This is a genomic window from Streptomyces sp. NPDC032472, from assembly GCF_040636955.1.
GTDB lineage: Bacteria > Actinomycetota > Actinomycetes > Streptomycetales > Streptomycetaceae > Streptomyces.
This window is the reverse complement of record NZ_JBEZVK010000019.1, coordinates 1-23,421: the sequence shown is the minus strand read 5'-3', so window position 1 is coordinate 23,421 and position 23,421 is coordinate 1. Positions and strand designations below refer to the sequence as shown.

General features: G+C 74.8%; 25 protein-coding genes. 12 read left to right on the top strand and 13 right to left on the bottom strand.

Annotation, left to right across the window (positions count from 1 at the left end; translation table 11 throughout):
• The first annotated feature begins 85 nt into the window (after positions 1 to 85).
• The gene (locus AB0F11_RS15190; RefSeq protein ID WP_361907246.1) at positions 86 to 532 is read left to right on the top strand and encodes an Lrp/AsnC family transcriptional regulator; all 447 of its coding nucleotides are present in this window, start codon (positions 86 to 88) and stop codon (positions 530 to 532) included.
• Here the strand turns inward: AB0F11_RS15190 and AB0F11_RS15185 are convergent.
• From AB0F11_RS15185 to AB0F11_RS15175, 3 genes are all read right to left on the bottom strand, one after another.
• A complete protein-coding gene (locus AB0F11_RS15185; protein WP_362172705.1) occupies positions 522 to 3,533 on the bottom strand; it encodes an SMC family ATPase in 3,012 nt (1,003 codons plus the stop codon). The genes AB0F11_RS15190 and AB0F11_RS15185 overlap by 11 nt on opposite strands.
• A complete protein-coding gene (locus tag AB0F11_RS15180; protein ID WP_362172702.1) occupies positions 3,530 to 4,708 on the bottom strand; it encodes an exonuclease SbcCD subunit D in 1,179 nt (392 codons plus the stop codon). The genes AB0F11_RS15185 and AB0F11_RS15180 overlap by 4 nt, the downstream gene beginning before the upstream one ends.
• 135 nt (positions 4,709 to 4,843) lie before the next feature.
• On the bottom strand, positions 4,844 to 5,470 hold the full coding sequence (locus tag AB0F11_RS15175) for a YigZ family protein (RefSeq protein ID WP_362172699.1): 627 nt from the start codon (positions 5,468 to 5,470) through the stop codon (positions 4,844 to 4,846).
• Between the two features lie 100 nt (positions 5,471 to 5,570).
• Here AB0F11_RS15175 and AB0F11_RS15170 point away from each other — a divergent pair, with 100 nt between their 5' ends.
• Positions 5,571 to 5,975 carry a CoA-binding protein gene (locus tag AB0F11_RS15170; RefSeq protein ID WP_362172993.1) on the top strand — a complete coding sequence of 135 codons (405 nt, stop codon included), beginning with the start codon at positions 5,571 to 5,573 and terminating at the stop codon, positions 5,973 to 5,975.
• A 20-nt stretch (positions 5,976 to 5,995) separates the two neighbouring features.
• Here AB0F11_RS15170 and AB0F11_RS15165 read toward each other — a convergent pair whose 3' ends face one another.
• Positions 5,996 to 6,574, bottom strand: coding sequence for an XRE family transcriptional regulator (locus tag AB0F11_RS15165; protein WP_362172990.1), 579 nt, complete (start codon positions 6,572 to 6,574; stop codon positions 5,996 to 5,998).
• 106 nt (positions 6,575 to 6,680) lie between these two features.
• Here AB0F11_RS15165 and AB0F11_RS15160 point away from each other — a divergent pair, with 106 nt between their 5' ends.
• On the top strand, positions 6,681 to 7,547 hold the full coding sequence (locus AB0F11_RS15160; RefSeq protein WP_362172696.1) for an EamA family transporter: 867 nt from the start codon (positions 6,681 to 6,683) through the stop codon (positions 7,545 to 7,547).
• Between the two features lie 185 nt (positions 7,548 to 7,732).
• On the opposite strand, the gene AB0F11_RS15155 is transcribed toward AB0F11_RS15160, so the two are convergent.
• The gene (locus AB0F11_RS15155; RefSeq protein WP_362172693.1) at positions 7,733 to 8,527 is read right to left on the bottom strand and encodes an acyltransferase; all 795 of its coding nucleotides are present in this window, start codon (positions 8,525 to 8,527) and stop codon (positions 7,733 to 7,735) included.
• Positions 8,528 to 8,679: 152 nt separating this feature from the next.
• On the opposite strand from AB0F11_RS15155, the gene AB0F11_RS15150 reads away from it, so the two are divergent.
• Positions 8,680 to 9,231: a gamma carbonic anhydrase family protein gene (locus AB0F11_RS15150; protein ID WP_362172690.1), complete on the top strand. Its 552-nt coding sequence runs from the start codon at positions 8,680 to 8,682 to the stop codon at positions 9,229 to 9,231.
• A gap of 89 nt (positions 9,232 to 9,320) precedes the next feature.
• On the opposite strand, the gene AB0F11_RS15145 is transcribed toward AB0F11_RS15150, so the two are convergent.
• The 3 genes from AB0F11_RS15145 to AB0F11_RS15135 form a co-directional block, all read right to left on the bottom strand.
• On the bottom strand, positions 9,321 to 9,992 hold the full coding sequence (locus AB0F11_RS15145) for a DedA family protein (protein WP_362172687.1): 672 nt from the start codon (positions 9,990 to 9,992) through the stop codon (positions 9,321 to 9,323).
• Between the two features lie 92 nt (positions 9,993 to 10,084).
• Positions 10,085 to 10,294, bottom strand: a complete 210-nt coding sequence (locus tag AB0F11_RS15140) for a DUF2191 domain-containing protein (RefSeq protein WP_362172684.1) — start codon at positions 10,292 to 10,294, stop codon at positions 10,085 to 10,087.
• A gap of 93 nt (positions 10,295 to 10,387) precedes the next feature.
• Positions 10,388 to 10,840 (bottom strand): DUF4442 domain-containing protein, encoded by a 453-nt coding sequence (locus tag AB0F11_RS15135; protein WP_173429180.1) that lies wholly within the window; start codon positions 10,838 to 10,840, stop codon positions 10,388 to 10,390.
• A 96-nt stretch (positions 10,841 to 10,936) separates the two neighbouring features.
• On the opposite strand from AB0F11_RS15135, the gene AB0F11_RS15130 reads away from it, so the two are divergent.
• Positions 10,937 to 11,965, top strand: coding sequence for a hypothetical protein (locus AB0F11_RS15130; protein WP_362172681.1), 1,029 nt, complete (start codon positions 10,937 to 10,939; stop codon positions 11,963 to 11,965).
• Between the two features lie 87 nt (positions 11,966 to 12,052).
• Entirely contained in the window at positions 12,053 to 13,420 is a 1,368-nt protein-coding gene (locus tag AB0F11_RS15125; protein WP_362172678.1) for an MFS transporter, read from the top strand.
• Between the two features lie 418 nt (positions 13,421 to 13,838).
• Here AB0F11_RS15125 and AB0F11_RS15120 read toward each other — a convergent pair whose 3' ends face one another.
• The 4 genes from AB0F11_RS15120 to AB0F11_RS15105 form a co-directional block, all read right to left on the bottom strand.
• Positions 13,839 to 14,630, bottom strand: a complete 792-nt coding sequence (locus AB0F11_RS15120; RefSeq protein WP_362172987.1) for a fused MFS/spermidine synthase — start codon at positions 14,628 to 14,630, stop codon at positions 13,839 to 13,841.
• A 100-nt stretch (positions 14,631 to 14,730) separates the two neighbouring features.
• Positions 14,731 to 15,588 carry a patatin-like phospholipase family protein gene (locus AB0F11_RS15115; protein WP_362172675.1) on the bottom strand — a complete coding sequence of 286 codons (858 nt, stop codon included), beginning with the start codon at positions 15,586 to 15,588 and terminating at the stop codon, positions 14,731 to 14,733.
• Positions 15,589 to 15,745: 157 nt separating this feature from the next.
• Positions 15,746 to 16,927 (bottom strand): elongation factor Tu, encoded by a 1,182-nt coding sequence (gene tuf, locus AB0F11_RS15110; RefSeq protein WP_362172672.1) that lies wholly within the window; start codon positions 16,925 to 16,927, stop codon positions 15,746 to 15,748.
• A gap of 113 nt (positions 16,928 to 17,040) precedes the next feature.
• Positions 17,041 to 17,202 carry a hypothetical protein gene (locus AB0F11_RS15105; protein ID WP_362172669.1) on the bottom strand — a complete coding sequence of 54 codons (162 nt, stop codon included), beginning with the start codon at positions 17,200 to 17,202 and terminating at the stop codon, positions 17,041 to 17,043.
• A 194-nt stretch (positions 17,203 to 17,396) separates the two neighbouring features.
• Here AB0F11_RS15105 and AB0F11_RS15100 point away from each other — a divergent pair, with 194 nt between their 5' ends.
• The 5 genes from AB0F11_RS15100 (at position 17,397) to lnt (ending at position 21,595) form a co-directional block, all read left to right on the top strand.
• Complete coding sequence (locus AB0F11_RS15100) at positions 17,397 to 18,122, top strand: VTT domain-containing protein (RefSeq protein WP_362172666.1); 726 nt, start codon at positions 17,397 to 17,399, stop codon at positions 18,120 to 18,122.
• Between the two features lie 48 nt (positions 18,123 to 18,170).
• On the top strand, positions 18,171 to 19,049 hold the full coding sequence (locus AB0F11_RS15095) for an undecaprenyl-diphosphate phosphatase (RefSeq protein WP_362172663.1): 879 nt from the start codon (positions 18,171 to 18,173) through the stop codon (positions 19,047 to 19,049).
• A 149-nt stretch (positions 19,050 to 19,198) separates the two neighbouring features.
• Positions 19,199 to 19,366, top strand: a complete 168-nt coding sequence (locus AB0F11_RS15090; RefSeq protein ID WP_362173020.1) for a hypothetical protein — start codon at positions 19,199 to 19,201, stop codon at positions 19,364 to 19,366.
• Between the two features lie 70 nt (positions 19,367 to 19,436).
• On the top strand, positions 19,437 to 19,925 hold the full coding sequence (locus AB0F11_RS15085) for a nuclear transport factor 2 family protein (RefSeq protein WP_362172660.1): 489 nt from the start codon (positions 19,437 to 19,439) through the stop codon (positions 19,923 to 19,925).
• A gap of 47 nt (positions 19,926 to 19,972) precedes the next feature.
• Positions 19,973 to 21,595: an apolipoprotein N-acyltransferase gene (lnt, locus tag AB0F11_RS15080; RefSeq protein WP_362172657.1), complete on the top strand. Its 1,623-nt coding sequence runs from the start codon at positions 19,973 to 19,975 to the stop codon at positions 21,593 to 21,595.
• Here lnt and AB0F11_RS15075 read toward each other — a convergent pair.
• Positions 21,519 to 22,424: a Gfo/Idh/MocA family oxidoreductase gene (locus tag AB0F11_RS15075; RefSeq protein WP_362172654.1), complete on the bottom strand. Its 906-nt coding sequence runs from the start codon at positions 22,422 to 22,424 to the stop codon at positions 21,519 to 21,521. The two genes, lnt and AB0F11_RS15075, sit on opposite strands and share 77 nt — an antisense overlap.
• A 171-nt stretch (positions 22,425 to 22,595) precedes the next feature.
• On the opposite strand from AB0F11_RS15075, the gene AB0F11_RS15070 reads away from it, so the two are divergent.
• Entirely contained in the window at positions 22,596 to 23,108 is a 513-nt protein-coding gene (locus AB0F11_RS15070) for a hypothetical protein (RefSeq protein ID WP_362172651.1), read from the top strand.
• Positions 23,109 to 23,421: the final 313 nt, after the last annotated feature.

Genomic DNA, 23,421 nt, shown 5'->3' with positions numbered 1-23,421 from the left:
CTACGGTTCCGCTGATCATCATCGGAAGGGACTTTCCCCGGCCTTCCCCTTGTTCTGCCGGGGATTTCCCTGCTACATCTCCTGCATGACCGAGTATTCCCCTGACGCCACCGACTGGCGGATCCTGGCGGCCCTCCAGGCGGACGGCCGGGCCAGCTTCGCCGAACTCGCCCGCGCCGTCTCCATGTCCGCGAGCGCCGTCACCGAGCGGGTGCGCCGCCTGGAGGAGGCCGGCGTGATCACCGGCTACACCGCCGTGGTCGATCCGGAGAAACTGGGCAAGTCGATCCTCGCGCTGGTCCGGCTGCGCTATCCGCACGGCAACTACAAGCCGTTCCACGACCTGTTGGAGGCCACCCCGGAGATCCTCGAAGCGCATCACGTCACCGGCGACGACTGCTTCGTGCTCAAGGTCGCCGCCCGCTCGATGCGGCACCTGGAGGAGGTCGCGGGCCGGATCGCCGGGCTCGGCGCGGTCACGACCAGCATCGTGTACTCCTCGCCGCTGCCCCGCCGCCCGCTCAGTCCGTGAGCCCCGCGGTGCGGTGGCGGACCACCGAGCCGCCGCGCTGTTTGACGATCTCCAGCTGGGCCTGCACCCGGGTGCGCAGATCGGCGACGTGGCTCACGATGCCGACGCTGCGGTCGCGTTCGCGCAGTGAGTCCAGGACGTCGAGGACCTCGTCGAGCGCCTGGTCGTCGAGGCTGCCGAAGCCCTCGTCGATGAAGAGGGTGTCCAGGCGGACGCCGCCCGCCTCGTCCGTGACCACGTCGGCCAGCCCGAGGGCGAGGGCGAGGGAGGCGAAGAAGGTCTCCCCGCCCGAGAGGGTGGCGGTGTCGCGCTCGTTGCCGGTCCAGGCGTCGACCACGTGCAGGCCGAGGCCGGAGCGGCCGCGTCCGGACGCCTTGGCGTCGGAGTGGACCAGCGTGTAGCGGCCGCCGGACATCTTCAGCAGGCGCACCGTCGCCGCGGCCGCGACCTGCTCCAGCCGGGCGGCCAGGACGTACGCCTCCAGGCGCATCTTGCGCTCGTTGTCGGCGGAGGTGCCGGCGGTCAGGGCGGCGAGCCGGGCCACCCGCTCGTACGCCTCGCGCAGCGGGCCGAGGGCGCGCAGCTCCTGCTCGGCCTGCCGGGACAGCCGGTCGAGCTCCGCGCAGCGCACCCGGGCCGCGTCGAAGGCGGAGCCCGCCTCGCGCAGCCGGGCCGCGGCCCGCACGGCGGCGGCCCCGGCGGCGTCCGGGTCGGCCGCGGGCAGCGCGGCGGACGCGGCGGTGTCCTCCTCGCGGCGCCGGTCGGCCAGCATCGCCTCCTCGGCCTGCCAGGCGTCGAGCCGGTGCTGCAGCGCGGTGCGCTCGTAGTCCGGGAGCACGGCGGCGGCCGCGGCCTCGACGGTGTCGAAGCCGGCCTTGAAGGCGGCGTCGGCGAGCTGGCCGTCGGCCTCCTTGAGCCGGGCTGCGGCGGCCTCGGCCCGGCGCAGTGCGGCGGCGGCCGCGGTGACCATGCGGACCCGGTCCTCCAGGGTCCGGGCGCGGGCCGCGACGGTGGGCGCGTCCCCCCGTACGAGGGCGAGCTCGGCCTCCAGCGAGGCCTGCTCCCGGTCCAGGGCCTCGCGGCGGGAGACCCGGGCCGCCGCCCGGCGCTCGGCGTCGAGCCGGTCGGAGCCGCGGACGGCGTGCTCCCGCTCGGCGCGGGCCAGCTGCTCGCGGGCGGCGTGCAGTCCGGCGGCCGCGGCGTGGGCGGCGGCGTGCCGGGAGCTCAGGTCCGAGGTCAGGGCGAGGAGTTCGGCGGTGGTGGCGTCCCCGGCGGCCGCCGCGGCCTCGGCGCGGGCCTCCTGGACGGCGGCGAGTCCCCGCTCCACGGCCGCGCGGCGGTCCTCGGCCTGCTCGTAGCGGGCGTGGGCGGCCTCCTCGGCGGCGCGGTCCACGTGCCCCGCGGCGGGGCGGGCCAGGGCCGGGTGCTCGGCCGAGCCGCACACCGTGCAGGGCTCCCCGGGCGCCAGGGCGGCCGCGAGCTCGGCGGCGATCCCGCGCAGCCGGGCCTCCTTCAGCTCCAGCCAGCGCTCCCGGACCGCGGCCGACTCCTCGCGTACGCGGAGCAGTTCGCCCTCGCCGCGCTGAGCGTCGGCGTCCAACGCGTCCCGGCGCCGGGCGGCGTTCAGGTGCAGGCGGGCGGGCTCCAGCTTCCCCGCGAGCTGCTCGGCCAGGGTCGCGGCCTGCTGGGCGGCGTCGACCCGCCCGGCCAGCGCGGTGCGGGTGTCCTCCCAGCGGGCGAGCCACTCGGCGGACTCCCGCAGCTGCTCCTCCGCGTCGCGGGCCTCGCGTTCCAGGCCGGCGCGTTCGCGGCCGATCTCGGCGCTGCGCTGCTCGGCGCGCCGGGCGGCGCCGAGGGCGCCGAGGTCCTCGCGCAGCCGCTGCTCGACGGCGGCGAGCTGCTCAGTGCCCGCGTCGGCGAGCGCGGGCGGGAGTTCGGCGCGGGCGGCGGCCTCGGTGTGGGCGGCGGACAGGTGGGCGGAGTGGGCGGCTCCGCGCAGTTCCAGGGCGGGGGCGACGAGGGCGGCGCGCCCGGCCCGGTCGAGCAGCTCGCGGATGCGCCGGCGCTCGGGCTCCGCCTCGGCGAGCAGGGCGGCGCGGCGGGCGGTCTCGGCGTGCCGGCGCTGGAGCCGGTCGAGCTCGCGGGCCTCCTCGGCGGCCCGGCGGGCGGCGGCGTCCCGGCCCTCGGCGGCGGCCAGCGCGTACTCGGCGACGGTCAGCCGCTCGCGGGCCGCGGACCGGGCGACGGCCGCCCAGGCGCGGACGGCCTCGGCGAGGCCCGGGTCGCCCGGCTGGTGGCCGGGCAGCGGCCAGGCCCGCAGGTCGGCGCTGTCCCCGGCGGCCTGGGCCAGGCGGTGCGCGATGGCGAGGACCTTCTCGTCGCCGGCGCGGACCTTGGCCTCGGCGGCCCGGCGGCGCTCGGCGAGGAGGGTTTCGACGGCGGCGAAGCGGCGGGTGTCGAAGAGGCGGCCCAGGAGGCGTCCGCGGGCGGCCTCGTCGGCGCGCAGGAAGCGGGCGAACTCGCCCTGCGGCAGCAGCACGACCTGGCAGAACTGCTCGCGGCTCATGCCGAGGAGCTGCTCGACCTCCTCGCCGATCTCCTGGTGGGAGCGGCTGAGCGCCGCCCACTGCTCGCCGTCGTACTCGCGGAGCCGGCTCTGCGCCTTGTCCTTGGTGGTGCCGGTGCCGCGCTTCTTCGGCCGGTCCTGTTCGGGGCGGCGGGTGATCTCCAGGCGGCGGCCGCCGGCGGTGAGCTCGAGGGTGACCTCGGTCGGGGTGCCGGGGTCGGCGTGGTCGCTGCGCAGGCTGGTGCCGGGGGCCTGGCGGGCGCCGGGCACGGACCCGTACAGGGCGTAGCAGACGGCGTCGAGGACGGAGGTCTTGCCGGCGCCGGTGGGTCCGTGGAGGAGGAAGATCCCGGCGCCGGAGAGGGCGTCGAAGTCGATCTCCTGGGGTTCGGCGAAGGGGCCGAAGGCGGTGATCCGCAGCCGGTGCAGCCTCATCGCCGGGCCTCCTGCCCGCCGTCGGCGGCGGCCGCGGCCGTGCGGACGTCCTCGAAGGCGGCCTGGAGCACGGCCCGCTCGGCCTCGTCGGCCTTGCCGCCGCCGCGTACGTGGGCCACGAAGTCCTCGGCGATCTCCTGGTCGGTGCGGCCCTTGAGGCGCTGGGCGTAGGTGGCCGCGCCGTCCTCCTCGCGGCCCTCGGGGTCGAAGGCGAGGCTCAGGGTGTGGGGGAACCGGACGGCGAGGCGGGCCATGGGGTCGTCGGGGCGTACGGGGTCGGTGAGGGTGGCCTCGACCCAGGACTCCTCGTGCACGGTGTGCGCGGGGTCATCGAGCAGGGTGTCGAGCCGTCCGCGCAGGCGGGCGAGGGGGCGCGGCACGGGGGTGTCGATGCGCTCGGCGCCGATCTCGCCGGGTGCGCCGAGCTCGACCAGCCACATGCTCTTGCGGTGGTCGGCCTCGGAGAAGGAGTAGGCGAGCGGGGAACCGGAGTAGCGGACCCGTTCGCTGATCGTCTGGCAGCCGTGGAGGTGGCCGAGGGCGGCGTAGTCGACCCCGTCGAAGACGGAGGCGGGGACGGCCTCGACCCCGCCGACGGCGATGTCGCGTTCGCTGTCGCTGGCCTGCCCGCCGGTGACGAAGGCATGGGCGAGGACGACGGCGCGGGTGCCGGGCGGCCGTGCGGCGAGGTCGGCCCGGACGCGGTCCATGGCCGCGCCGAGGACGGCCTCGTGGCTGACCTTCGCCGCGCCGAGCTGGTCCTTGACCAGGGCCGGCTCCAGGTACGGCAGCCCGTACAGGGCCACGTCCCCGTGTACGTCGGCCAGCACGACCGGGTCGGCGCAGCCGTCCGGATCGGTCCGCAGGTGGATCCCGGCCCGGCCGATGAGCCCGGCCCCGACGCCGAGCCGGCGGGCGGAGTCGTGGTTCCCCGAGATCATCACGGTGGGCACGCCGAGCTCGGCGAGCCGGTGCAGGGCCCGGTCGTACAGCTCGACGGCGGGCAGCGGCGGGACGGCCCGGTCGTAGACGTCGCCGGCGACGAGGACGGCGTCGACCTCGTGCGTGCGGACGGTCTCGACGAGGTGGTCGATGAAGACGGCCTGGGCACCGAGCATGTTGACGCGGTGGAAGGACCGGCCGAGGTGCCAGTCCGAGGTGTGCAGGAGCCTCACTCGCCCGCCCCGCCGACCGCCGCGCCGGCCGTGTCGCCGCACATCCCGCCCGCCCCCTGGTCGCCGTCTTCTCGTTCTTCCCGGTGTCACCCGCTGTGGATGAGCCCCTCTACGCTAACGCCTCACCCGGCGCCCTCAGGACGCGTACGTCTCCCCGCCGAGCGTGAGGGTGGCGGTGCCGGCGGTGCTGTCGGCGAGCCAGGCCTCGAAGGCGGGCAGGTCGGCCTCGGGCAGGGCGACCTCGATCTCGACGGCCGCCCCGTAGCGCAGGTCGACCACGGTCCGGCCGGTGGAGCGCAGGTCGTTCTGGGTCTTGCCGGCCCGCTGGTGGTCGACGGTGACGGTGGCCAGCCGGTAGCGGTGGCGGGTGACGGTGCCGAGCTCGTCGAGGGCCTCGCCGACGACCCCGCCGTAGGCCCGGATGAGCCCGCCGGCCCCGAGCTTCACACCGCCGTAGTACCGGGTGACGACGGCGACCGCGTACCGGATGTCGCGCCGCATCAGCATCTGCAGCATGGGCACCCCGGCGGTGCCCCCGGGCTCGCCGTCGTCGCTGGCCTTCTGCACGGCCGCGTCGGCACCGATCACGTAGGCGAAGCAGTTGTGCGTGGCGGTGGGGTGCTCGCGCCGGATCCGAGCGACGAACTCCTGCGCCTCCTGCTCGGTCGCGGCGGGCGCGAGCGAGCACAGGAAGCGCGAGCGGTTGATCTCGGACTCGTGCACGCCCTCACGGGCCACCGTCACGTACTGGTCTGACTTCACCGCTCCACCCTACGGGGAATCGGACATGCGTCCCTTCCGTTGATCCGGGGGCGGCCCGGAGCACCGGGGCGCATCCGGTATGCAACAGGAGGCGGCGCCCGTGTACGGCGACCCGGCAACCATTCGCAGGATCCTCACCGAGCTCGGCGACACCTGGGCCGTGGTGGGCCTGTCCAACAACCAGGACCGGGCGGCCTACGGGGTGGCGCGCGTGCTGCAGCGGTTCGGCAAGCGGGTCGTGCCGGTGCATCCGAAGGCCGAGACGGTGCACGGCGAGAAGGGGTACGCCTCGCTCGGCGAGATCCCGTTCAAGGTCGACGTGGTGGACGTGTTCGTGAACAGTTTCCTGGCCGGGCAGGTCGCCGACGATGCGGTGGCCGCCGGGGCGGAGGCCGTGTGGTTCCAGTTGGACGTGGTCGACGAGGCCGCCTTCGCCCGGACCCGTGAGGCCGGGCTCGACATGGTGATGGACCGGTGCCCGGCCATCGAGATCCCCGCCCTGTAGGCGCAGGCGTCCCCGTGCTGTCAGGCGCCCGACACCGGTGGGATGGAGACGGCCAGGGTCATCTCCATCGGGTCCGGGCCCTCGTTGCGGTAGGCGTGCGGGACGTCCGCCTCGAAGGAGACGGCCCCGCCCGCGGGGACCACGTACCGCTCCTCGGCGATGTGCAGGGTCAGCTCCCCGGCCGTGACGTGCAGCATCTCGAAGGTCCCGGACGGGTGGGGGTCGGAGTCGGTGCCCTCGCCCGGCTCCAGGCGGTAGCTCCACATCTCCACCGGCCCGCGCCGGTCGTCGCCGAGGAGCATGCTGGCCCCGCTGCCGGCGTCGGTGGACCACATCCGTACCGCCTGGCCCGGCAGCACCACGTGCACCCGCGGGGTGCGGTCGTGGTCCAGGAGCGTGGTGATGCTCACACCCAGGGCGTCGGCGAGCTTGACCGTCGTGCCGACGCTGGGGTTCGTCCGGGCCTGCTCGATCTGGATGATCATCCCGCGGCTGACCCCCGCCCGGGCGGCCAGCGCGTCGAGGGTGAAGCCCCGCTCACCGCGCCAGCGCCTGAGGTTCCGGGCGAGCGCCTGGGTGAGCTGTTCGAAGTCCGACACCATTCCGTCCAAAATCCTGGATTCAAAGGTCCAATAGACTGAACTATCGTGCGGTGTACTCGACACTGCACTCCACCGTTCACTGCACTGTACTGCGAGGCCCCGCATGACCACCCTGTTCGCCCTGGCCACAGCCGTGCTCTGGGGCCTCGCCGACTTCGGCGGCGGGCTGCTGACCCGCCGCCTGCCGGCGCTGACGGTGGTCGTCGTCTCGCAGATCCTCGCCGTCGTCGCGCTCGGCACGGTGGTCCTGGCGACCGGGGCCTGGCGGGAGGCCGGGCCGCAGCTGTGGTTCGCCGTCGCCGCGGGCCTGGTCGGGCCCGTCGCGATGCTCAGCTTCTACAAGGCGCTCGCCCTGGGGCCGATGGGCGTGGTCTCGCCGCTGGGCTCGCTCGGGGTGGTCGTGCCCGTCGGTGTCGGGCTGGCCCTCGGCGAGCAGCCCGGCCTCGGCCAGTACACCGGGATCGCGATCGCCGTCGTCGGCATCGTCCTGGCGGGCGGCCCCGAGCTGCGTGGCGCGCCCGTGCAGCGGCAGGCCGTGGTGCTGACGCTGGTCGCCGCGTTCGGGTTCGGCGCGGTGATGGCCCTGATCTCGCACGCCTCCACCACCGTCACCGGGCTGTTCCTGGCCCTGTTCGTCCAGCGGGTCACCAATGTGACCGCGGGCGGCGCCGTCCTGTGGGCCCGCGCCCGGCGCGGTACCCCGGCCCTGCCGGCGGGCACGAGCCCGCGGATGCTGTGGCGGCTGCTGCCCGCGCTGGCCTTCGTCGGCCTCGCGGACGTCGCGGCGAACGGCACGTACTCCGTCGCCGCCCAGAGCGGCCCGGTCACCGTGGCCGCCGTACTGTCCTCGCTCTACCCGGTGATCACGGCCTTCGCCGCCTTCGCCGTCCTGAAGGAACGCCTCCGCCCGGTCCAGGCGGCCGGCGCGGGCCTCGCCCTGGCCGGCACGGTCCTCCTCGCGGCCGGCTAGTGCTGTGGCCGGAAGGGTTTGCCGGGTCGCGGCGTCCGGTGCGGTGCGTCGCAAGGCGGAGGGCCTCGGCTCGTACTGGACGTACGTGCGAGGTCCGACAACGCGGCGCGGTGCCGTGCCGGGCGTCGCGACCCGGTGAACCCTTCCGGTCACAGCACCGGCCCCTGCTGCTCGCCCTGCCCGGCTCAGGCAGGCTCGGACGCCGGCTCGGGCGCCGGCTCGGGCGCCGGGAGCTGCTCGGCCTCCTGCTCCGCCAGCTCCGCGAGGGCGCGCAGTTGGTCCGGGGTGACGCCGTCGGGGATCGGGACCGGGGCCGGGGTGCGCAGCGGGGGCTGCCAGCCGGTCTCCGGGAGCCAGCGGCGGACGATCCGGGCCGGAGCACCGGCCACCACGGCGTGGTCGGGCACCTCGCCGCGGACCACGGATCCGGCGGCCACCACCACGTTGCGCCCCAGCCGCGCGCCCGGGAGGATCACCGCGCCCGTCCCGAGCCAGCAGCCGGGGCCTATCTCCACCGGCGCGCTGCGCGGCCACTGCCGGCCGACCGGCTCGTCCGGGTCGTCGTAGCTGTGGTTCGTGGAGGTGATGTACACCCCGGGCCCGCAGAAGGTGTCGTTGCCGATGGTGATCCGCGTGTCGGCTATGACGTGCGTGTCCCGGCCGAGCACGACGCCGTTGCCGATGACCAGCACCGGCTCGGCCCCGAGGTCGAGGTCGGGCATCATCCCGGCGGTCAGGGTGACCTGCTCGGCGATGATGCAGTGCTCCCCGAGGTGGATCCACGGCTCGCCGAAGACCGTGCCCTGGGGGAAGGCGAGCCGGGTGCCGTGCCCGATCGCGCCGAAGCGGAGCCGGCCCGGCGTCTGGGCCGTGACGGCTCCGGCCCGCTGCATCCAGCGCCAGCCGGCGTGGGCCGCGCGGCTGGCGAGCTTGCGGCGCAGCGCGGTCAGGGATGAGAACGTGTTCTGGTTCTTCGGCACCGGGCCACCGTAGCGCGCGGGGCGCCCCGCCCGCGCCGTGATCTTCACCCCATCGCCGGTCGCGCGGGCGCGTGCCCTACGGTGCCGGTAGCGCGACACGTCAGGCACACCAGGCACGCCGGACACGGCGGCAGCGGACTGAGGAAGAGAACATGACGCAACACGCGGACGAACGCCAGGCACTGGTCGCGGGCGTGGCCGGCAAGAGCCCGCAGGTCGACCCGACGGCCTTCACCGCGCCCACCTCCGTGGTCGTGGGCGACGTCACCCTGGGCGCGGGCGCGAGCATCTGGTACTCGGCGGTGCTGCGCGCCGACTGCGGCCCGATCGTGCTCGGCGCCGACAGCAACGTGCAGGACAACTGCACCCTGCACGTGGACCCCGGCTTCCCGGTCTCCATCGGCGAGCGCGTCTCCATCGGCCACAACGCGGTGGTGCACGGCTGCACCGTCGAGGACGACTGCCTCATCGGCATGGGCGCCACCGTCCTCAACGGCGCGGTCATCGGCGCCGGTTCGCTGGTGGCCGCGCAGGCGCTGGTCCCGCAGGGCATGGTGGTCCCGCCCGGTTCGCTGGTGGCCGGCGTGCCGGCCAAGGTGCGGCGCGAGCTGACCGACGAGGAGCGCGAGGGCATCAAGGTCAACGCCGCCATGTACGTGGAGCTGGCCAAGCAGCACCGCGCCGCGATGACGCCGGGCGCGTAGCGAGGAGCGGGCACCGCGGGGGCCCGGCGCGCGTGCCCCGGCGCAAGGCGGCCGGCCCCGGCCGCCGCGGGCCAAGTCCTCGGCGGGGGTCAGCGCTCGGCGGGCGCCGGCTCCGCGTCGGCCGCCACGGCCGCGCCGGCCGTGGCGGCTGCCGCCGCCGCGGCCTTCTTCATGCGGCTGCGCACCACCAGCGTCGCGGTGAGCCCGATCAGCAGGGCGATGACCAGCGCCACCCAGGAGAAGCCCTTCAGCCAGGGCTCCGCGACGATCCCGATGGAGTAGATGGCGGCCGTCGTGCCGCCCGCCCACAGGATGCCGCCGAGGACGTTCGCGACCAGGAAGCGCCAGTACGGCATGTGCAGCACGCCCGCGAGCGGCCCGGCGAAGATCCGCAGCAGCGCCACGAACCGCCCGAAGAAGACGGCCCACATGCCCCACTTCTCGAAGGAGCGTTCCGCCTGGGCCACCTGGTCCGGGCCGAAGTGCTTGGGGAAGCGCCGGCCGAGCCGCTCCAGCAGCGGCTTGCCGCCGCGGCGCCCGATCGCGTAGCCGATGGAGTCGCCCACGATCGCCCCGGTGGTCGCACAGATCCCCAGCACCACGGGGTCGATCTGCCCGTGCTGCGAGGCGAGCAGCGCGGAGCTGACCAGGATGATCTCCCCCGGCAGCGGGATGCCGAGGCTCTCCAGCCCGATGACCAGGCCCACCAGGAGATAGATGCTGACCGCCGGAATCGTCTCCAGCCATTCCTGGATGTGCACCGGTACGTCCTCCCGATTCGTCCCGGCGCGTCCCCTGTGGCACGCCGAACGGGCAGCCTATCCGCTCTTCGGCCCCAGCCGTACGGACGCACTCAGCCCTGCGGCGGTTGCTCGACGGTGTCGGCGGTGCGGCGCGGCTCGTCCTGCGCCTGCACGCGCGCCTCGGTGCGGTGCCCGCGGGCGATGTAGTCCCGTACGACGGCCTCCACCGCGTCCTGCGGCGAGCCGACTCCGGCGAGGACCATCACCTCCACCACGAGCTCGGCGTCCAGACTGATGTCGACCTTGGCACGACCGGCCATGGGGCCTCCTCCGTGTGGCGTCGCACGGACTCTAACCGCAGCGGGGCCGTGCCCGTCAGGCACGGCCCCGCACTCGCGCTCCCCGCTGCACCCCTACGCGTTCGGGCGCAGGGTCCACACGACGGTCATCTCGCCGGTCACGGCCTCGTCCTCGCGCTGGATGGCGATGGTGACCGGGAACTCGGGGCGGCCGCCAGCGTCGAGTTCGGCGACGACCTCGGCGGCCGGGCGGCCGAGGGTGGCGGTGGCGGTCACGACGCCCTTGGCGAGCTTCTTGTAGCCGATCTCGGCCTTCACGGCGAGCGGCACGGCGCGCGAGAGCTGGTCGCCGAAGGCGGCCAGGACGATGGCGCCGCTGGCGGACTCGGCCAGGGTGAACATGGCGCCGGCGTGCGGGCCGCCCACGTGGTTGTGGTAGTCGGGCTGGTCGGGCAGCCGGACGACCGCACGCTCGGGGGTGGTCTCCAGGAACTCGAGGTTCAGGGTCCGGGCCATCGGCACGGTCGCGGCGAGCAGTTCGCCCACGTTCATCTGGTCTGCGCTCATGGAACCGGATGTTACCCACGAGTAGATGGGCTTGACCAGACCTCTTGCGGGGGCGGCCGTGGCTCATGTAAGCCGCTCCCACTATCGTTACCGGCCATGTGGCCAGGACAGCAGCAGCCGCCCGGGGGACAGCAGAACCCTCAGGACGCGCATCAGAACCCGTACCAGCAGCAGCCGGGGCAGCCGAACCCGTACCAGCAGCAGCCCGGCTACGGATACCCGCAGGCGGGCTACCCGACGCAGCCCCAGCCCGCTGCCCAGCAGTGGACCCAGCCCCAGCAGGCCGTACCGGCCCCGCCGAACGGCGGCGGGGGCGGCGGGCTCTCCACCAAGACCGTGGCCATCGTCGCCGCGTCCGCGGTCGTCGTCGCGGCGGCCGCCACCGGCGCGTTCGTCCTGACCCGGGACGACAAGAAGAACGACGTGGCGGACGACAAGCCGGCCGCCTCGGCGTCGGCCTCGACCCCCGAGTCGGCCGCACCCTCCGCCTCGGGCGCCAACCCGCGCGCCGGCGGCGACATCCAGCCGGTGATCCCGGGCTGGAAGGTCGTCGTCAACCCGAAGTACGGCACGGCCTTCGACGTGCCGCCGGAGTGGAACGTCGCCAACCCCGGTGTCATCGCCAGCTTCACGGACGACGTCAAGAACGACGGCAAGCCCATCATCGGCTTCTCCGCACCCGCCTTCCTCAAGGAGGACTGGTGCAAGATCGACTCCAACAAGGACGGGCGCGAGGAGAAGACCGAGCTCGCGGGCACCGGCACCAAGGGCGGCCAGGGCGCCAAGGACACCGCCGAGGCCGTGAAGAACGAGGCCGGCAACTGGGCGTTCGCGGCGTTCGCGCAGAAGGCGCCGAAGGGCACCGTGAAGGTCTCCGAGCCGAAGGAGTACACCACCTCCTCCGGCCTGAAGGGCCACATGGCGACCGCGACCGCGCTCGGCGTGCCCAAGGAGAACAAGTGCTCCCGCGACGGCAAGACCATCGCGTTCAGCTTCAAGACCGCCAACGGCGACTTCTCCAGCTGGATCCTCTTCACCGCCGCCGGTGTGGAGGGTGAGGTCCCCCAGGAGACGATGGACAAGATCCTCAGCTCGGTCCGCCTCAACGGCGTCGGCACGGGCTGACCGGAGGGAGCCCGCCGGGGGCTCCCGTCCCGCCGGATCCGATCCGTTCCCCGGGCCCGATATCCGTTTGGATTCGCGGCCCGGGGCATGGATAGTCCGAGGGTGAAGCCCCCCTCAGCCGCACCGCACCGCCCGTCCGCACGCCGCCTGCGGCCGCCCGCCTGGGCCGGCCGCAACTACAGCCTCCTGACCGGCGCCGCCGTCATCACCAACCTCGGCAGCCACGGAGCGCTCATCGCCTCGGCGTTCGCCGTCCTGGAGGTCGGCGGGTCCGGTGCGGACGTCGGCCTCGTGGCGGCCGCCCGCACCCTGCCGCTGGTGCTGTTCCTGCTGATCGGCGGAGCGCTGGCCGACCGGCTGCCGCGGCACCGCGTCATGGTCGCGGCCAACGCCCTCAACTGCGTGTCGCAGGCCGCCTTCGCCGTGCTCGTCCTCGCCGGCGACCCGCAGCTGTGGCAGATGATGCTGCTCACCGCGCTCTGCGGCACGGGCACCGCCTTCTTCAACCCGGCCGCCGAGGGCATGCTGCTCTCCAGCGTCGGGGGCGAGCACGCCAACCGCGCCTTCGCCCTCTTCCGGATGGCCATGAACGGCGCCGGCATCGGCGGCGCGGCCCTCGGCGGGGCACTGATCGCCGCGATCGGCCCCGGCTGGGTCCTGGCCGTCGACGCCGGCGCGTTCGCCCTCGCCGGAGCCCTGCGCGCCGCCCTGGACGTGGGCCGCGCAGCCGAACGGTCGGCCGGCGGCGGGCTGCTGGCCGACCTGCGCGAGGGCTGGGTGGAGTTCCGGACCCGGCCCTGGCTGTGGAGCATCGTGCTCCAGTTCTCCGTGGTCGTCGCCGTCGTCGGCGCCGCCGAGGCGGTGTACGGGCCCCTGGTCGCCCGGGAGCGGCTGGGCGGGCCGGCGCCCTGGGGCCTGGCCCTGGCCTGCTTCGGTGCCGGCACCATTGCCGGTGCGGTCCTGATGATGGTGTGGAAGCCGCGGCGGCTGCTGCTGGTCGGCACCCTGTGCGTGTTTCCGCTGGCGCTGCCGTCGGCCGGTCTGGCCGTGCCGTTGCCCGTGGGGGGCCTGTGCGCGGTGATGTTCGTCAGCGGGACCGCAATCGAGGTGTTTGGCGTGAACTGGATGACGACCATGCACCAGGAGATCCCGGAGGAGAAGTTCTCCCGGGTCTCCGCCTACGACTGGTTCGGGTCGGTGTCGATGCTGCCGCTGGCCACTGCCGTGGCGGGGCCCGTCGAGTCGGCCGTCGGCCGCACCGCCGCGCTGTGGGGCTGCGCCGCGCTGGTCGTGTTGGTCACCGCCGCCGTCCTGGCCGTCCCCGACGTCCGCCGGCTCACCCGCCGCCCCTCACCCCCGAAGTCCGGCTCGGCCCCCCGCCCCACCGACTCCGTCCCCGCGACCGCCGCCGCCGCGACCGCCGCCGCCCCGGCAGGGTCCTCCGCCGGCACCTGAACACCGCCACCGTCCAGCCCCCCACTTCCGAAGCGGGGGTTCGGCACATCCAGCCCCGCTGCCCTTCGAAGCGGGGGCCGGCAAATGCAGCCCCGTCGGCGATTGAGGCGCGGGCCCGGGCAGAGCCCGGTACCCGGCGAAGCCGGGATCCTTGGGGCTCCGCCCCAAACCCCGCGCCTCAAACGCCGGCGAGGCTGGAGTTGCCGGGCCCCGGCTTCGAAGGCGAGGGAATAGCACGGACGCCCAGCCGGCTCCGCCGACGGCCGTGACGAGAGACCGGCAAAACCCAGCCCCGCCGGCGATTGAGGCGCGGGTCCGGGCGGAGCCCGGTGCCCGGCGGAGCCCGGTGCCCGGCGGAGCCCGGTGCCCGGCGGAGCCTGGTTGCCTGAGGGGCGGGGCTGGAGTGCGGGCCCGTACCTCAGCCGAGGCTGAAGGCGCCGGGCGGGGGTTGGGGGGAGGGCGCCGCGTCGGCGTCGGCCACCGGTGCGGCCCCGCGCAGGAAGCGGGCCAGATCCGACCCCGCCACCACCCGCGCGGGAAAGGCGTCCGCCGCGCACCGCCGTGCCAGCGCGCCCACCGGCAGCTCCCGGTCCGAGGCGAGCAGCACGGCGTTGCCGAACCTGCGCCCGCGCAGCACCCCCGGCTCCGCGATCAGCGCGAGCTCCCCGAACACCGTCCGGAAGTTGGCCAGCTGGGCCCGAAGGAAGTCGAACGGCGCCCCGTCGGCCAGGTTCGCCGCGTACATCCCGCCCGGCCGCAGGACCCGCGCCGCCTCCCGCGCGTACTCGACGGAGGTCAGCTGCGCCGGCACCCGCGAGCCGCCGAAGACATCGGCGACGAGCACGTCCGCGCTGCCGGACGGCGCCTGCGCCAGCCAAACCCGCGCCTCTGCCGCGTGCACCGCGATCCCCGATCCGGCCGGCAGCGGGAGGTGCTCCGCGACGAGGTCCACCAGCCCCCGGTCGAACTCGACGACCTCCTGGCGGGAGCCGGGCCGGGTCGCCGCCGCGTACCGGGGCAGCGTCAGCGCGCCGCCGCCCAGATGCAGCAGGTCCAGCGCGGCGCCCGGCTCCGCGGCGCAGTCCAGGACGTGCGCGAGGCGGCGTGCGTACTCGAACTCCAGGTGGAGCGGATCGTCGAGGTCCACGTACGACTGCGGGGCGCCGTCCACGGTCAGCAGCCAGGCCCGGTCCCGGTCCACGTCCGGCATCAGCCTGGCGGTGCCCTGGCCCACGTCCCGGATCACCGGGATCTGTTCGTCGCTCACGGCACCATTGTCCGGCAGCGGGACGATCCGTCCGGCCGCGCCCTCAGACCGCCGGGCCCGCCCAGACCGCGGCCGCCTCCGCGGCGTGCTCCGCGGCCTGCGCGAGCCCGGCGCGCGCGGCCGGATCCCGCCGCGCGGGGTCCAGCAGGTTGCGCCCGAAGGCCTTGCGCGCCTGCGCGGACGGGGTGATCAGCAGCACCCGGGCGCCCGCCGCCCGCAGCTTCGCCGCCTGGGCGGCCGGCGAGGGGACGAGCGCGGACCCGAGGGTGATCGGTGCGACGATCACCACGCGGGAGTATCCGGCGGCCAGGTCCGCGTTGGTCGCCGAGCGGATCCCGCCGTCGATGAAGCGCCGCCCGCCGACCGTCACCGGCGGCCATACCCCGGGCACGGCGCAGCTCGCCGAGACCGCGTCGAGCAGCGAGGCCCCGCTGTCCTTGTCGAAGGCGGTCAGCTCGCCGGTGAGGGCGTCGACGGCGGTGACCAGGAGCCTGCGCCCGGGCCAGTCGGGCGAGCCGAGCCGGGCCCGCAGCACCGTGCGGCGCTCTTCCTCCCCGCCGGTGTGGGCGGCCAGGGCGAGGGCGCCGACCCGCCGCCGGTAGGCCACCGCGTCGCGCGAGCGCAGCATGGCGACGGCGTACCGGGCGATGAGGCCCGCGCCGAACCGGGCCACCGGCTCGCCGGCCGCGTCGCCGAGCTGGCTTTCGTACAGCTCCTGCGGCGTGAGCAGCCCCGAGGCCAGCTGGGCGCCGACGAGCGAGCCGGCCGAGGTGCCGACGACGAGGTCGGCGCCGGCGGCCAGGTCCACGCCCGCCTGCGCGAGCCCGTACAGGATCCCGGATTCCCAGCCGACGCCGGTCAGCCCGCCGCCGCCCAGCACCAGTGCCGTACCGCCGTCCATCCCGCCCGCCCTTCGCCGCCGCGCCCGTGTCGAGGGCAGTCTCGCCCACCGGGCGGGCCGCCCCCACGGCGGGGTGGACGGCCGCCGACGCCGACTGCCGCGGGGCGCACCGGCCGCAGCCGGGGCGCCCCACATCTCCCGCGTCACACCGCGCAGGTCAGCCGAGGACGGTCGTCACCGTCCCCGCGCCCACCGTCCGCCCGCCCTCGCGGATCGCGAAGCCGAGCCCCGCCTCCAGCGGCAGGTCCCGCCCGAGCTCCACGGTCATCGTGACCGTCTCGCCCGGCCGGGCCACCGCCGCCGCGCCCAGGTCCACGTCGCCCACCACGTCGGCGGTGCGGATGTAGAACTGCGGCCGGTAGCCGGTCGACAGCGGCGTCGTGCGCCCGCCTTCGCGGCCGGACAGCACGTACACCTGCGCGGTGAAGCGGCGCCGGGGCACCACGCTGCCGGGCGCGGCCACCACGTGGCCGCGGCGCACCCCGTCGCGCGGCACCCCGCGCAGCAGCAGCGCCACGTTGTCCCCGGCCTCGGCGGACTCCATCGGCTTGCCGAAGGTCTCCAGGCCGGTCACCACCGTCTCGACGGGCTCGCCGTCGCCGCCGAGCACGCCGACCCGGTCGCCGATGCGGACGGTGCCGCGCTCGACGGCGCCGGTGACGACGGTCCCGCGTCCGGTGATGGTCAGCACGTTCTCCACCGGCAGCAGGAAGGGCGCCTCCGTGTACCGCACCGGCATGGGGACGTAGGTGTCCACCGCGTCGAGCAGCGCCTCGATCGCCCCGGTCCACCGCGGGTCGCCCTCCAGCGCCCCGAGCCCGGAGACCCGTACGACCGGCGCACTGTCGCCGCCGTAGCCGTGGGCGGTGAGCAGCTCGCGGACCTCCAGCTCGACCAGGTCGGTGAGCTCGGGGTCGCCGGCGTCGGCCTTGTTGAGGGCGACTACGATGTGGTCGACGCCGACCTGCCGGGCGAGGAGCACGTGCTCGGCGGTTTGCGGCATGACCCCGTCGAGGGCGGAGACGACGAGGATCGCCCCGTCGAGCTGGGCGGCGCCGGTGACCATGTTCTTGACGTAGTCGGCGTGCCCGGGCATGTCCACGTGGGCGTAGTGCCGGGTGTCGGTCTCGTACTCGACGTGGGTGAGGTTGATGGTGATGCCGCGCCGGGACTCCTCCGGGGCCCTGTCGATCCGCTCGAACGGCACGAAGGAGGCGCCGCCGCGCTCGGCGAGGACCTTGGTGATGGCGGCGGTGAGGGTGGTCTTGCCGTGGTCGACGTGACCCATGGTGCCGATGTTCAGGTGCGGCTTGGTGCGCACGAAGGCCGTCTTGGCCATGATGTCTCTTCCCGTGTTCTTCGGTGCTCTCACAACCGGCCGGAGCCGGAACGGGACCCCTGGAAACGAGCCGACCCTCCCCCTGTGGGGCCCGCCGGACTGTCCGGGAAGGGTCAGCTTCGTGCGCCGTCGACGGCGGCGAGGGCCAGTGCCAGGGCGAGTGCCTGCGCCAGGTCCTGCGCCGGCGCCTGCGCCTGTGCCTCGAAGAGAAGGGCGGCAGCCTTCGGCGCGTCCGCGACTGCGGACGGCGCTGCGGGGAAGGCGTGCCGGAACATGGGGCCGATCCTGCCGGACCGGCGGCGGCCCGTCGAATGAATTTCCGTGCACCCGCGGGCCCTTGGGCGTCCCGGCCGCGAACGACGGGCGCGAACGACGGGCGCGGGCCGTGCGGTGCGCGGGTCGCCGGCCGTTCCTCCGCATGAGGCCTGGATTACGGCGGCCCGCCGCTTGCGTCGGTTACGCTCCCGGGATGTCCCTCCTCCTGGCGCCGTGGATCCGGCTGGCGCTGCTCGCCGTGCTGCTGGCCGCGGCCGGCGCGTGCGCGCTGCTGTACGAGCCCCAGCGCCTCCTCACGGAGGGCCTGCCGCCGGATCTGCCGAAGGGCGCCGCGGCGCTCGTCTTCGCTGCCGCGTACGGCGCCGGCACGGCGGCCCTGGTCCCGCGCCCCCTGCTCAACCTGGCCGCGGGGGCCCTGTTCGGCGCCCCGCTCGGCCTGGCCGCCGCGGTGGCCGGATCGGTGCTCGGCGCCGGGATCTCCTTCGGCCTGGGCCGGGCCCTGGGCCGCGACGCGCTGCGGCCGCTGTTGCGGGGGCGCTGGCTGCTGGCGGCCGACGACCAGCTGGCTCGGCACGGCTTCCGCTCGATGCTGGCCGTGCGGGTCTTCCCCGGGCTGCCCTTCGCGGTGGCCAATTACTGCGCGGCGTTCTCCCGCTGCGGCTGGCTGCCCTTCCTGACGGCCACCGCGATCGGGGTCGTACCGAACACCGCCGCGTACGTGGTCGCCGGGTCCAGCGCCTCCTCGCCGGGCTCGCCCGCGTTCCTCGTCTCGTTCGGCTTCATCGCCGTCTCGGCGGTGGCCGCGGCGGTCGTCGGCTGGCGCAAGCGGCACCGGTTGGCACCCGCGAAGACGGCCGGGGAGCCCGAGCCCCTCGCCCAGCACCCCCCTGTGGTCGGAGCCGTTTCCCACGGGCCCTAGCATCGGACCCGAACTGCCCGACGATCACAAGGACGAGCGCACCCCGACATGAGCTGGTTCGAATCCCTAATCCTCGGTCTCGTCCAGGGGCTTACGGAGTTCCTCCCGATCTCCTCCAGCGCCCACCTCCGGCTGACCGCGGCATTCGCCGGCTGGGAGGATCCGGGCGCGGCCTTCACCGCGATCACGCAGATCGGCACCGAGGCCGCCGTGCTGATCTACTTCCGCAAGGACATCGCGAAGATCATCTCTACCTGGTTCCGCTCGCTGTACACCGCGTCGCTGCGGTCGGAGCAGGACGCCAAGATGGGCTGGCTGGTGATCGTCGGCTCGATCCCGATCGGCGTGCTGGGCCTGACGCTCAAGGACCAGATCGAGGGCCCGTTCCGCGATCTGCGGGTCACCGCCACCACGCTCGTCGTGATGGGCATCGTCCTCGGCGTCGCCGACCGGCTCGCGGCCCGCGACGAGGAGGGCGGCCGCCACCGCGCCGTCCGCGAGCGCAAGACGCTGCGGCAGCTGAGCGTCAAGGACGGCCTGATCTTCGGCGTCTGCCAGGCGATGGCGCTGATCCCGGGCGTCTCCCGGTCGGGTGCGACGATCTCCGGCGGCCTGCTGCTCGGCTTCACGCGCGAGGCCGCGGCCCGCTACTCCTTCCTCCTCGCCATTCCCGCCGTCCTGGCCTCGGGGGCGTTCGAGGTGAAGGACGTGGTCGAAAGCCCGGGCCACATCGTCTGGGGCCCGACCATCTTCGCCACGGTGATCGCCTTCGTCGTCGGCTACGCCGTCATCGCGTGGTTCATGAAGTTCATCTCCACCAAGAGCTTCATGCCGTTCGTGATCTACCGGATCGCCCTGGGCATCGCCCTGTTCGTGCTGGTCGGCACGGACGTCCTGAGCCCGCACGCCGGCGAGTCCGCCGGATAGCGCACGCCCGGCCGTCACCCCGGCCGTCACCCCCACGCATGAACCGCCAGGCCGCCCGGGAACGTTCCCGGGCGGCCTTTGCGTCGTTGTGCCGGGTGAGACCGCAAAAGACCCGAAGGCAAGACAGCAGGGGGTGTCCCATGGGCCGCGTGGTGTTGGAGCGTTTCCCGGCCGGGAGTCCGCGGGGAAGCTGGCCCGCCGAGGAGTACGCCGCGCAACGGCTGCGCGAGGGCGTGCCGGCCGAGGTGGTGATGGACCTGGCCAGCGACGCGTTCCTGGTCGTGGTACAGCAGCGGGAGGGGCATTCCGGCCACTGATCCCGCCCGGAAGCCGCCGGTGGCGCGCACACCCCTTGGCCTCGCGGCCCGGCGCCCCCACACTGACCCGATGACGCAGCGTGTGGACCTCGCCACGGTCATGGACCGGCTGGCGATCGACGAGGTGGTCACGGGGTACGCGGTGGCCGTGGACGACGGCGACTGGGCGGCGTACCGCTCGCTGTTCGCGCCCGGCGGGCGGGCCGACTACACCTCCGCGGGCGGGATCGAGGGGCCGGCCGGCGAGGTCGCCGAGTGGCTCGCGGAGACCATGAAGCTGTTCCCGGTGCGCCAGCACCTCATCGTCAACCGGCTCGTCCGCCTGGAGAACCGGGTGGGCTGGCCGGCCGATCTGGCCGAGGTCCGGGCGGACTTCGTCAACCCGATGCGGCTCGACACGGGCGGGGCCGAGAGCGGGGCCGGGACCGGTGCGGCCGCCACCGCCCCCAATTTCACCGCGGCCGGCCGCTACACCTTCGCCCTGGCCCGTACCGCCCACGACGGCTGGCGGCTCACCCGGGTCACCGTGCACGAGAAGTGGCGCCACCTCTCCCCCTGAGCGGCCGCCGGCCCTGCCCTGTCCCACACTGAGAGCGGAGGCGCGTCATGCTGACGAGGCAGACCCGGTGCTGGCGTGCGGCGGCCGCGGCCGCCGCCGGGGCGCTGCCGTGCCTGGCCTTCCCCGCCCCCGCGCTGTGGTGGTTCGCGTACGTGGCCCTCGTGCCCTGGATGCTGCTGCTGAGGACGGCTCCGACCGGGCGGCGGGCGGCCCTGGAGGGCTGGCTCGGCGGCGCCGGGTTCATCGTGGCCGTGCACCACTGGCTGCTGCCCAGCCTCCACGTGTTCCTGCTGCCGCTGGCGGCGCTGCTCGGCCTGCTGTGGATCCCCTGGGCACTGCTGGTGCGCGAGCTCCTCGCCGGGAACCCGCGGCCGGGGCGCGCCGGGGCCGCGCTGCTGCTCGTACCGGCGGGCTGGCTGCTGTCGGAGCTGGCCCGGTCGTGGCAGGGGCTGGGCGGGCCGTGGGGGCTGCTGGGGGCGAGCCAGTGGCAGGTGCCGCCGGCGCTGCGGCTGGCCTCGGTGGGCGGCGTGTGGCTGGTGAGCCTGCTGGTGGTGGCGGTGAACTGTGCGGTGGTGCTGCTCCTCACGGCTCCCGCGGCCCGGCTCCCGGCGGTGGCCGGGGTGACGGGGTGTGCGGTGCTGACGGGGGCGGTGTGGCTGTGGGTGCCGCGGGCCGAGCGCGCGGGCGGTTCGGGCACGCTGCGGGTGGCCGTCGTCCAGCCGGGCCTGGTCGCCGACGGCCCGGACAGCGCGGAGCGGCGCTTCGCGCTGGAGGAGCAGTTGACCCGCGCCCTGGCCGGGCGGCCGGTGGACCTGGTGGTGTGGGGCGAGAGCAGTATGGGCGCGGACCTGGCGGCGCGCCCGGACCTGTCCCGCAGACTGGCCGCCCTGTCCGCGGAGGTCGGGGCCCCGCTCCTGGTGAACGTCGACGCCCGCCGTCCGGCGGCGGCCGGCACCGCTGCCGGAACGGGGTCCGGGACCGGCACCGGCACCGGCATTTACAAGAGCTCCGTGCTCGTCGGCCCGGGCGGCCCCACCGGGGACCGGTACGACAAGATGCGCCTGGTCCCCTTCGGCGAGTACATACCGGCCCGGTCCCTGCTCGGCTGGGCCACCTCCGTCGGCAAGGCCGCGGGCGAGGACCGCCGCCGCGGCGCGGCCCCGGTCCTGATGGGACTGCCGGGGCGGCCGGACGTCCGGATCGGCCCGCTGGTGTGCTTCGAGTCGGCCTTTCCCGACATGAGCCGCCGCCTGACCCGCGACGGGGCGGCCCTGCTCGTCGCCCAGTCGGCCACCTCCACCTTCCAGAACAGCTGGGCGCCGGCCCAGCACGCCTCGCTGGCCGCCCTGCGCGCCGCGGAGACCGGCCGCCCCGTGGTGCACGCCACCCTCACCGGTATCAGCGCCGTGCACGCCCCGGGCGGCGAGCAGATCGGCCCGGCGCTGTCCGGCTCCGCGCGCGAGGCGCAGGTGTACGAGGTCCCGCTCGCCCGCGGGACTACGCTCTACGTCCGCTTCGGCAACTGGCCCGCGGGCCTGGCCTTGGTGCTGCTGGCCGCGTACTGCACGGTCGCGGGAACCCGCTCCCTCGGGCTCAGGAAGCCTGCTCCAGAGCCGACAGCACCACCCGCTCGCACAGCTCGTGGGTCAGCAGCGCGTCCCGGGCGCTGAGCGGCTTGCCCGCGTCGACGACCTCCAGGAAGGCGTCGACGACCTGCTCGATGCCGCGCTGGCGGGCCACCGACACCCAGTCCCCGCGGCGGCGCACGGTCGGCTGGCCGCGGTGGTCGATGATCTCGGCGAGGTTGACGACCTGCCGCTTGGTGTCCTGGCCGGAGACCTCCAGGATCTCCTCGGTGGAGCCGGACAGCCGGTTCATGATGCCGAGCGCGGTGAAGCCGGCGCCGGACAGCGTGAGGACGACCTGGTGCATCAGGCCGTCGCGCACGACGGCCCGGACGTCGATGTGGTCGGCCTCGCCGGGCAGCAGGAAGCGCAGGGTGTCGACGACGTGGATGAAGTCGTCGAGGACGAGGGTGCGCGGGTCCTCCGGCAGTCCCACCCGGTTCTTCTGCATGACGATCAGCTCGCGCGGGTGGTCGGCGCACTGGACGTAGCCGGGCGCGTGGCGGCGGTTGAAGCCGACGGCGAGCGGGACCCCGCGGTCCTCGGCGAGCTCGACCAGCCGCCGCGAGTCGGCGAGCTCGTACGCGAGCGGCTTGTCCACGTACGTCGGCACGCCGGCCTCGATCAGCCGCGCGACGATCTCGGGGTGCACGGTGGTCGGCGCGTGCACGAACGCCGCGTCCAGGCCCTCCGCGAGCAGCCCGTCAAGGCCGGTGTGGCGGCGCTCCACGGGGACGTGGTGGATCTCGCCGATCCGTTCGAGGGTGGCGGGGGTGCGGGTCTGCAGGTGCAGCTCCAGGCCCGGGCGGGCGGTCAGGACGGGCAGGTACGCCTTCTGGGCGATGTCGCCCAGTCCGATGACGCCGACCTTCACCGCATACCTCCTGGTTGTTCCTCGGGGGACCACCGCAGCTTAATCCCTGGCGGCGGGGGCCCGGTTGGCCGAGGAGCCGCGCGGGTGTCCGGCGGATGCGTGTCACCCGTGCGGGGTCAATATCGGCTCCGGGTTTCCACAACCGGGTGCTCGCACAGCAGAGTTGCCCGAGTGCACACCACCCGAACCTCGACGAAGCTGCTGCTCTCGGTCGCCGGCGCCGTGTCGGCCGTTTCCGGCTGTGTGAATGTGACCCCCGCCTCCATGCAGCCGGCGGGCGCTCCCGGGACGACGGGGGCGGCGCCGCCCCGGCACGATCCGCGGGGCGGGCCGGGGGCTGCGGTGGAGGTGCAGGCGCCGGCGCTGGAGGCGCTGAAGGCGGTGCCGCGGGAGCCGACGGCTTCGGCCACGGGGACGGGCCGGGCCCCGGCCGGCGCGGCCGCCCCGGCCACTGCGCCGCCGGTCCCGGACATCCCGGAGCCGCGCAAGCCGGCCGAGCGGCCTGCGGGGGGCAAGTCGGCCGGGCCCGCGCCACGGCCCGCCGCGCAGGCCGAGCTTCCGCGCGAGGTCCTGGACCAGCTGCCGGTCCGCCCGGCCGACGTATGCGCCCTGGGCCGCGCACGCGGCCGCTGGACCCCGGACAGCCCGGAATCCCGAATCTGCGAGGGCGTCCGCACTCCCTGACCCGCCACTTCCGGCACTGAACGCCCCGGACCCTGCCCTGACTCCAGCGCGGGGTCACCCCACCCTTGCCCTCGCTTCAGTGGGGTGGATTCCCCAATCCTGCCCTCGCTGTCGAAGCGGGGGGACCTTCCAGCCTCGCCGGCGTTTGAGGCGCGGGGTCTGGGGCGGCGCCCCAGAAAGCCCGGCCGGCTCCGCCTACGCCTGTGACCGGGGGTTCGCAAATCCAGCCTCGCCGGCGATTGAGGCACGGGGTCTGGGGCGGAGCCCCAGAAGCCCAGCGGCTCCGCCTACGCCTCTGACCGGGGGTCCGCAA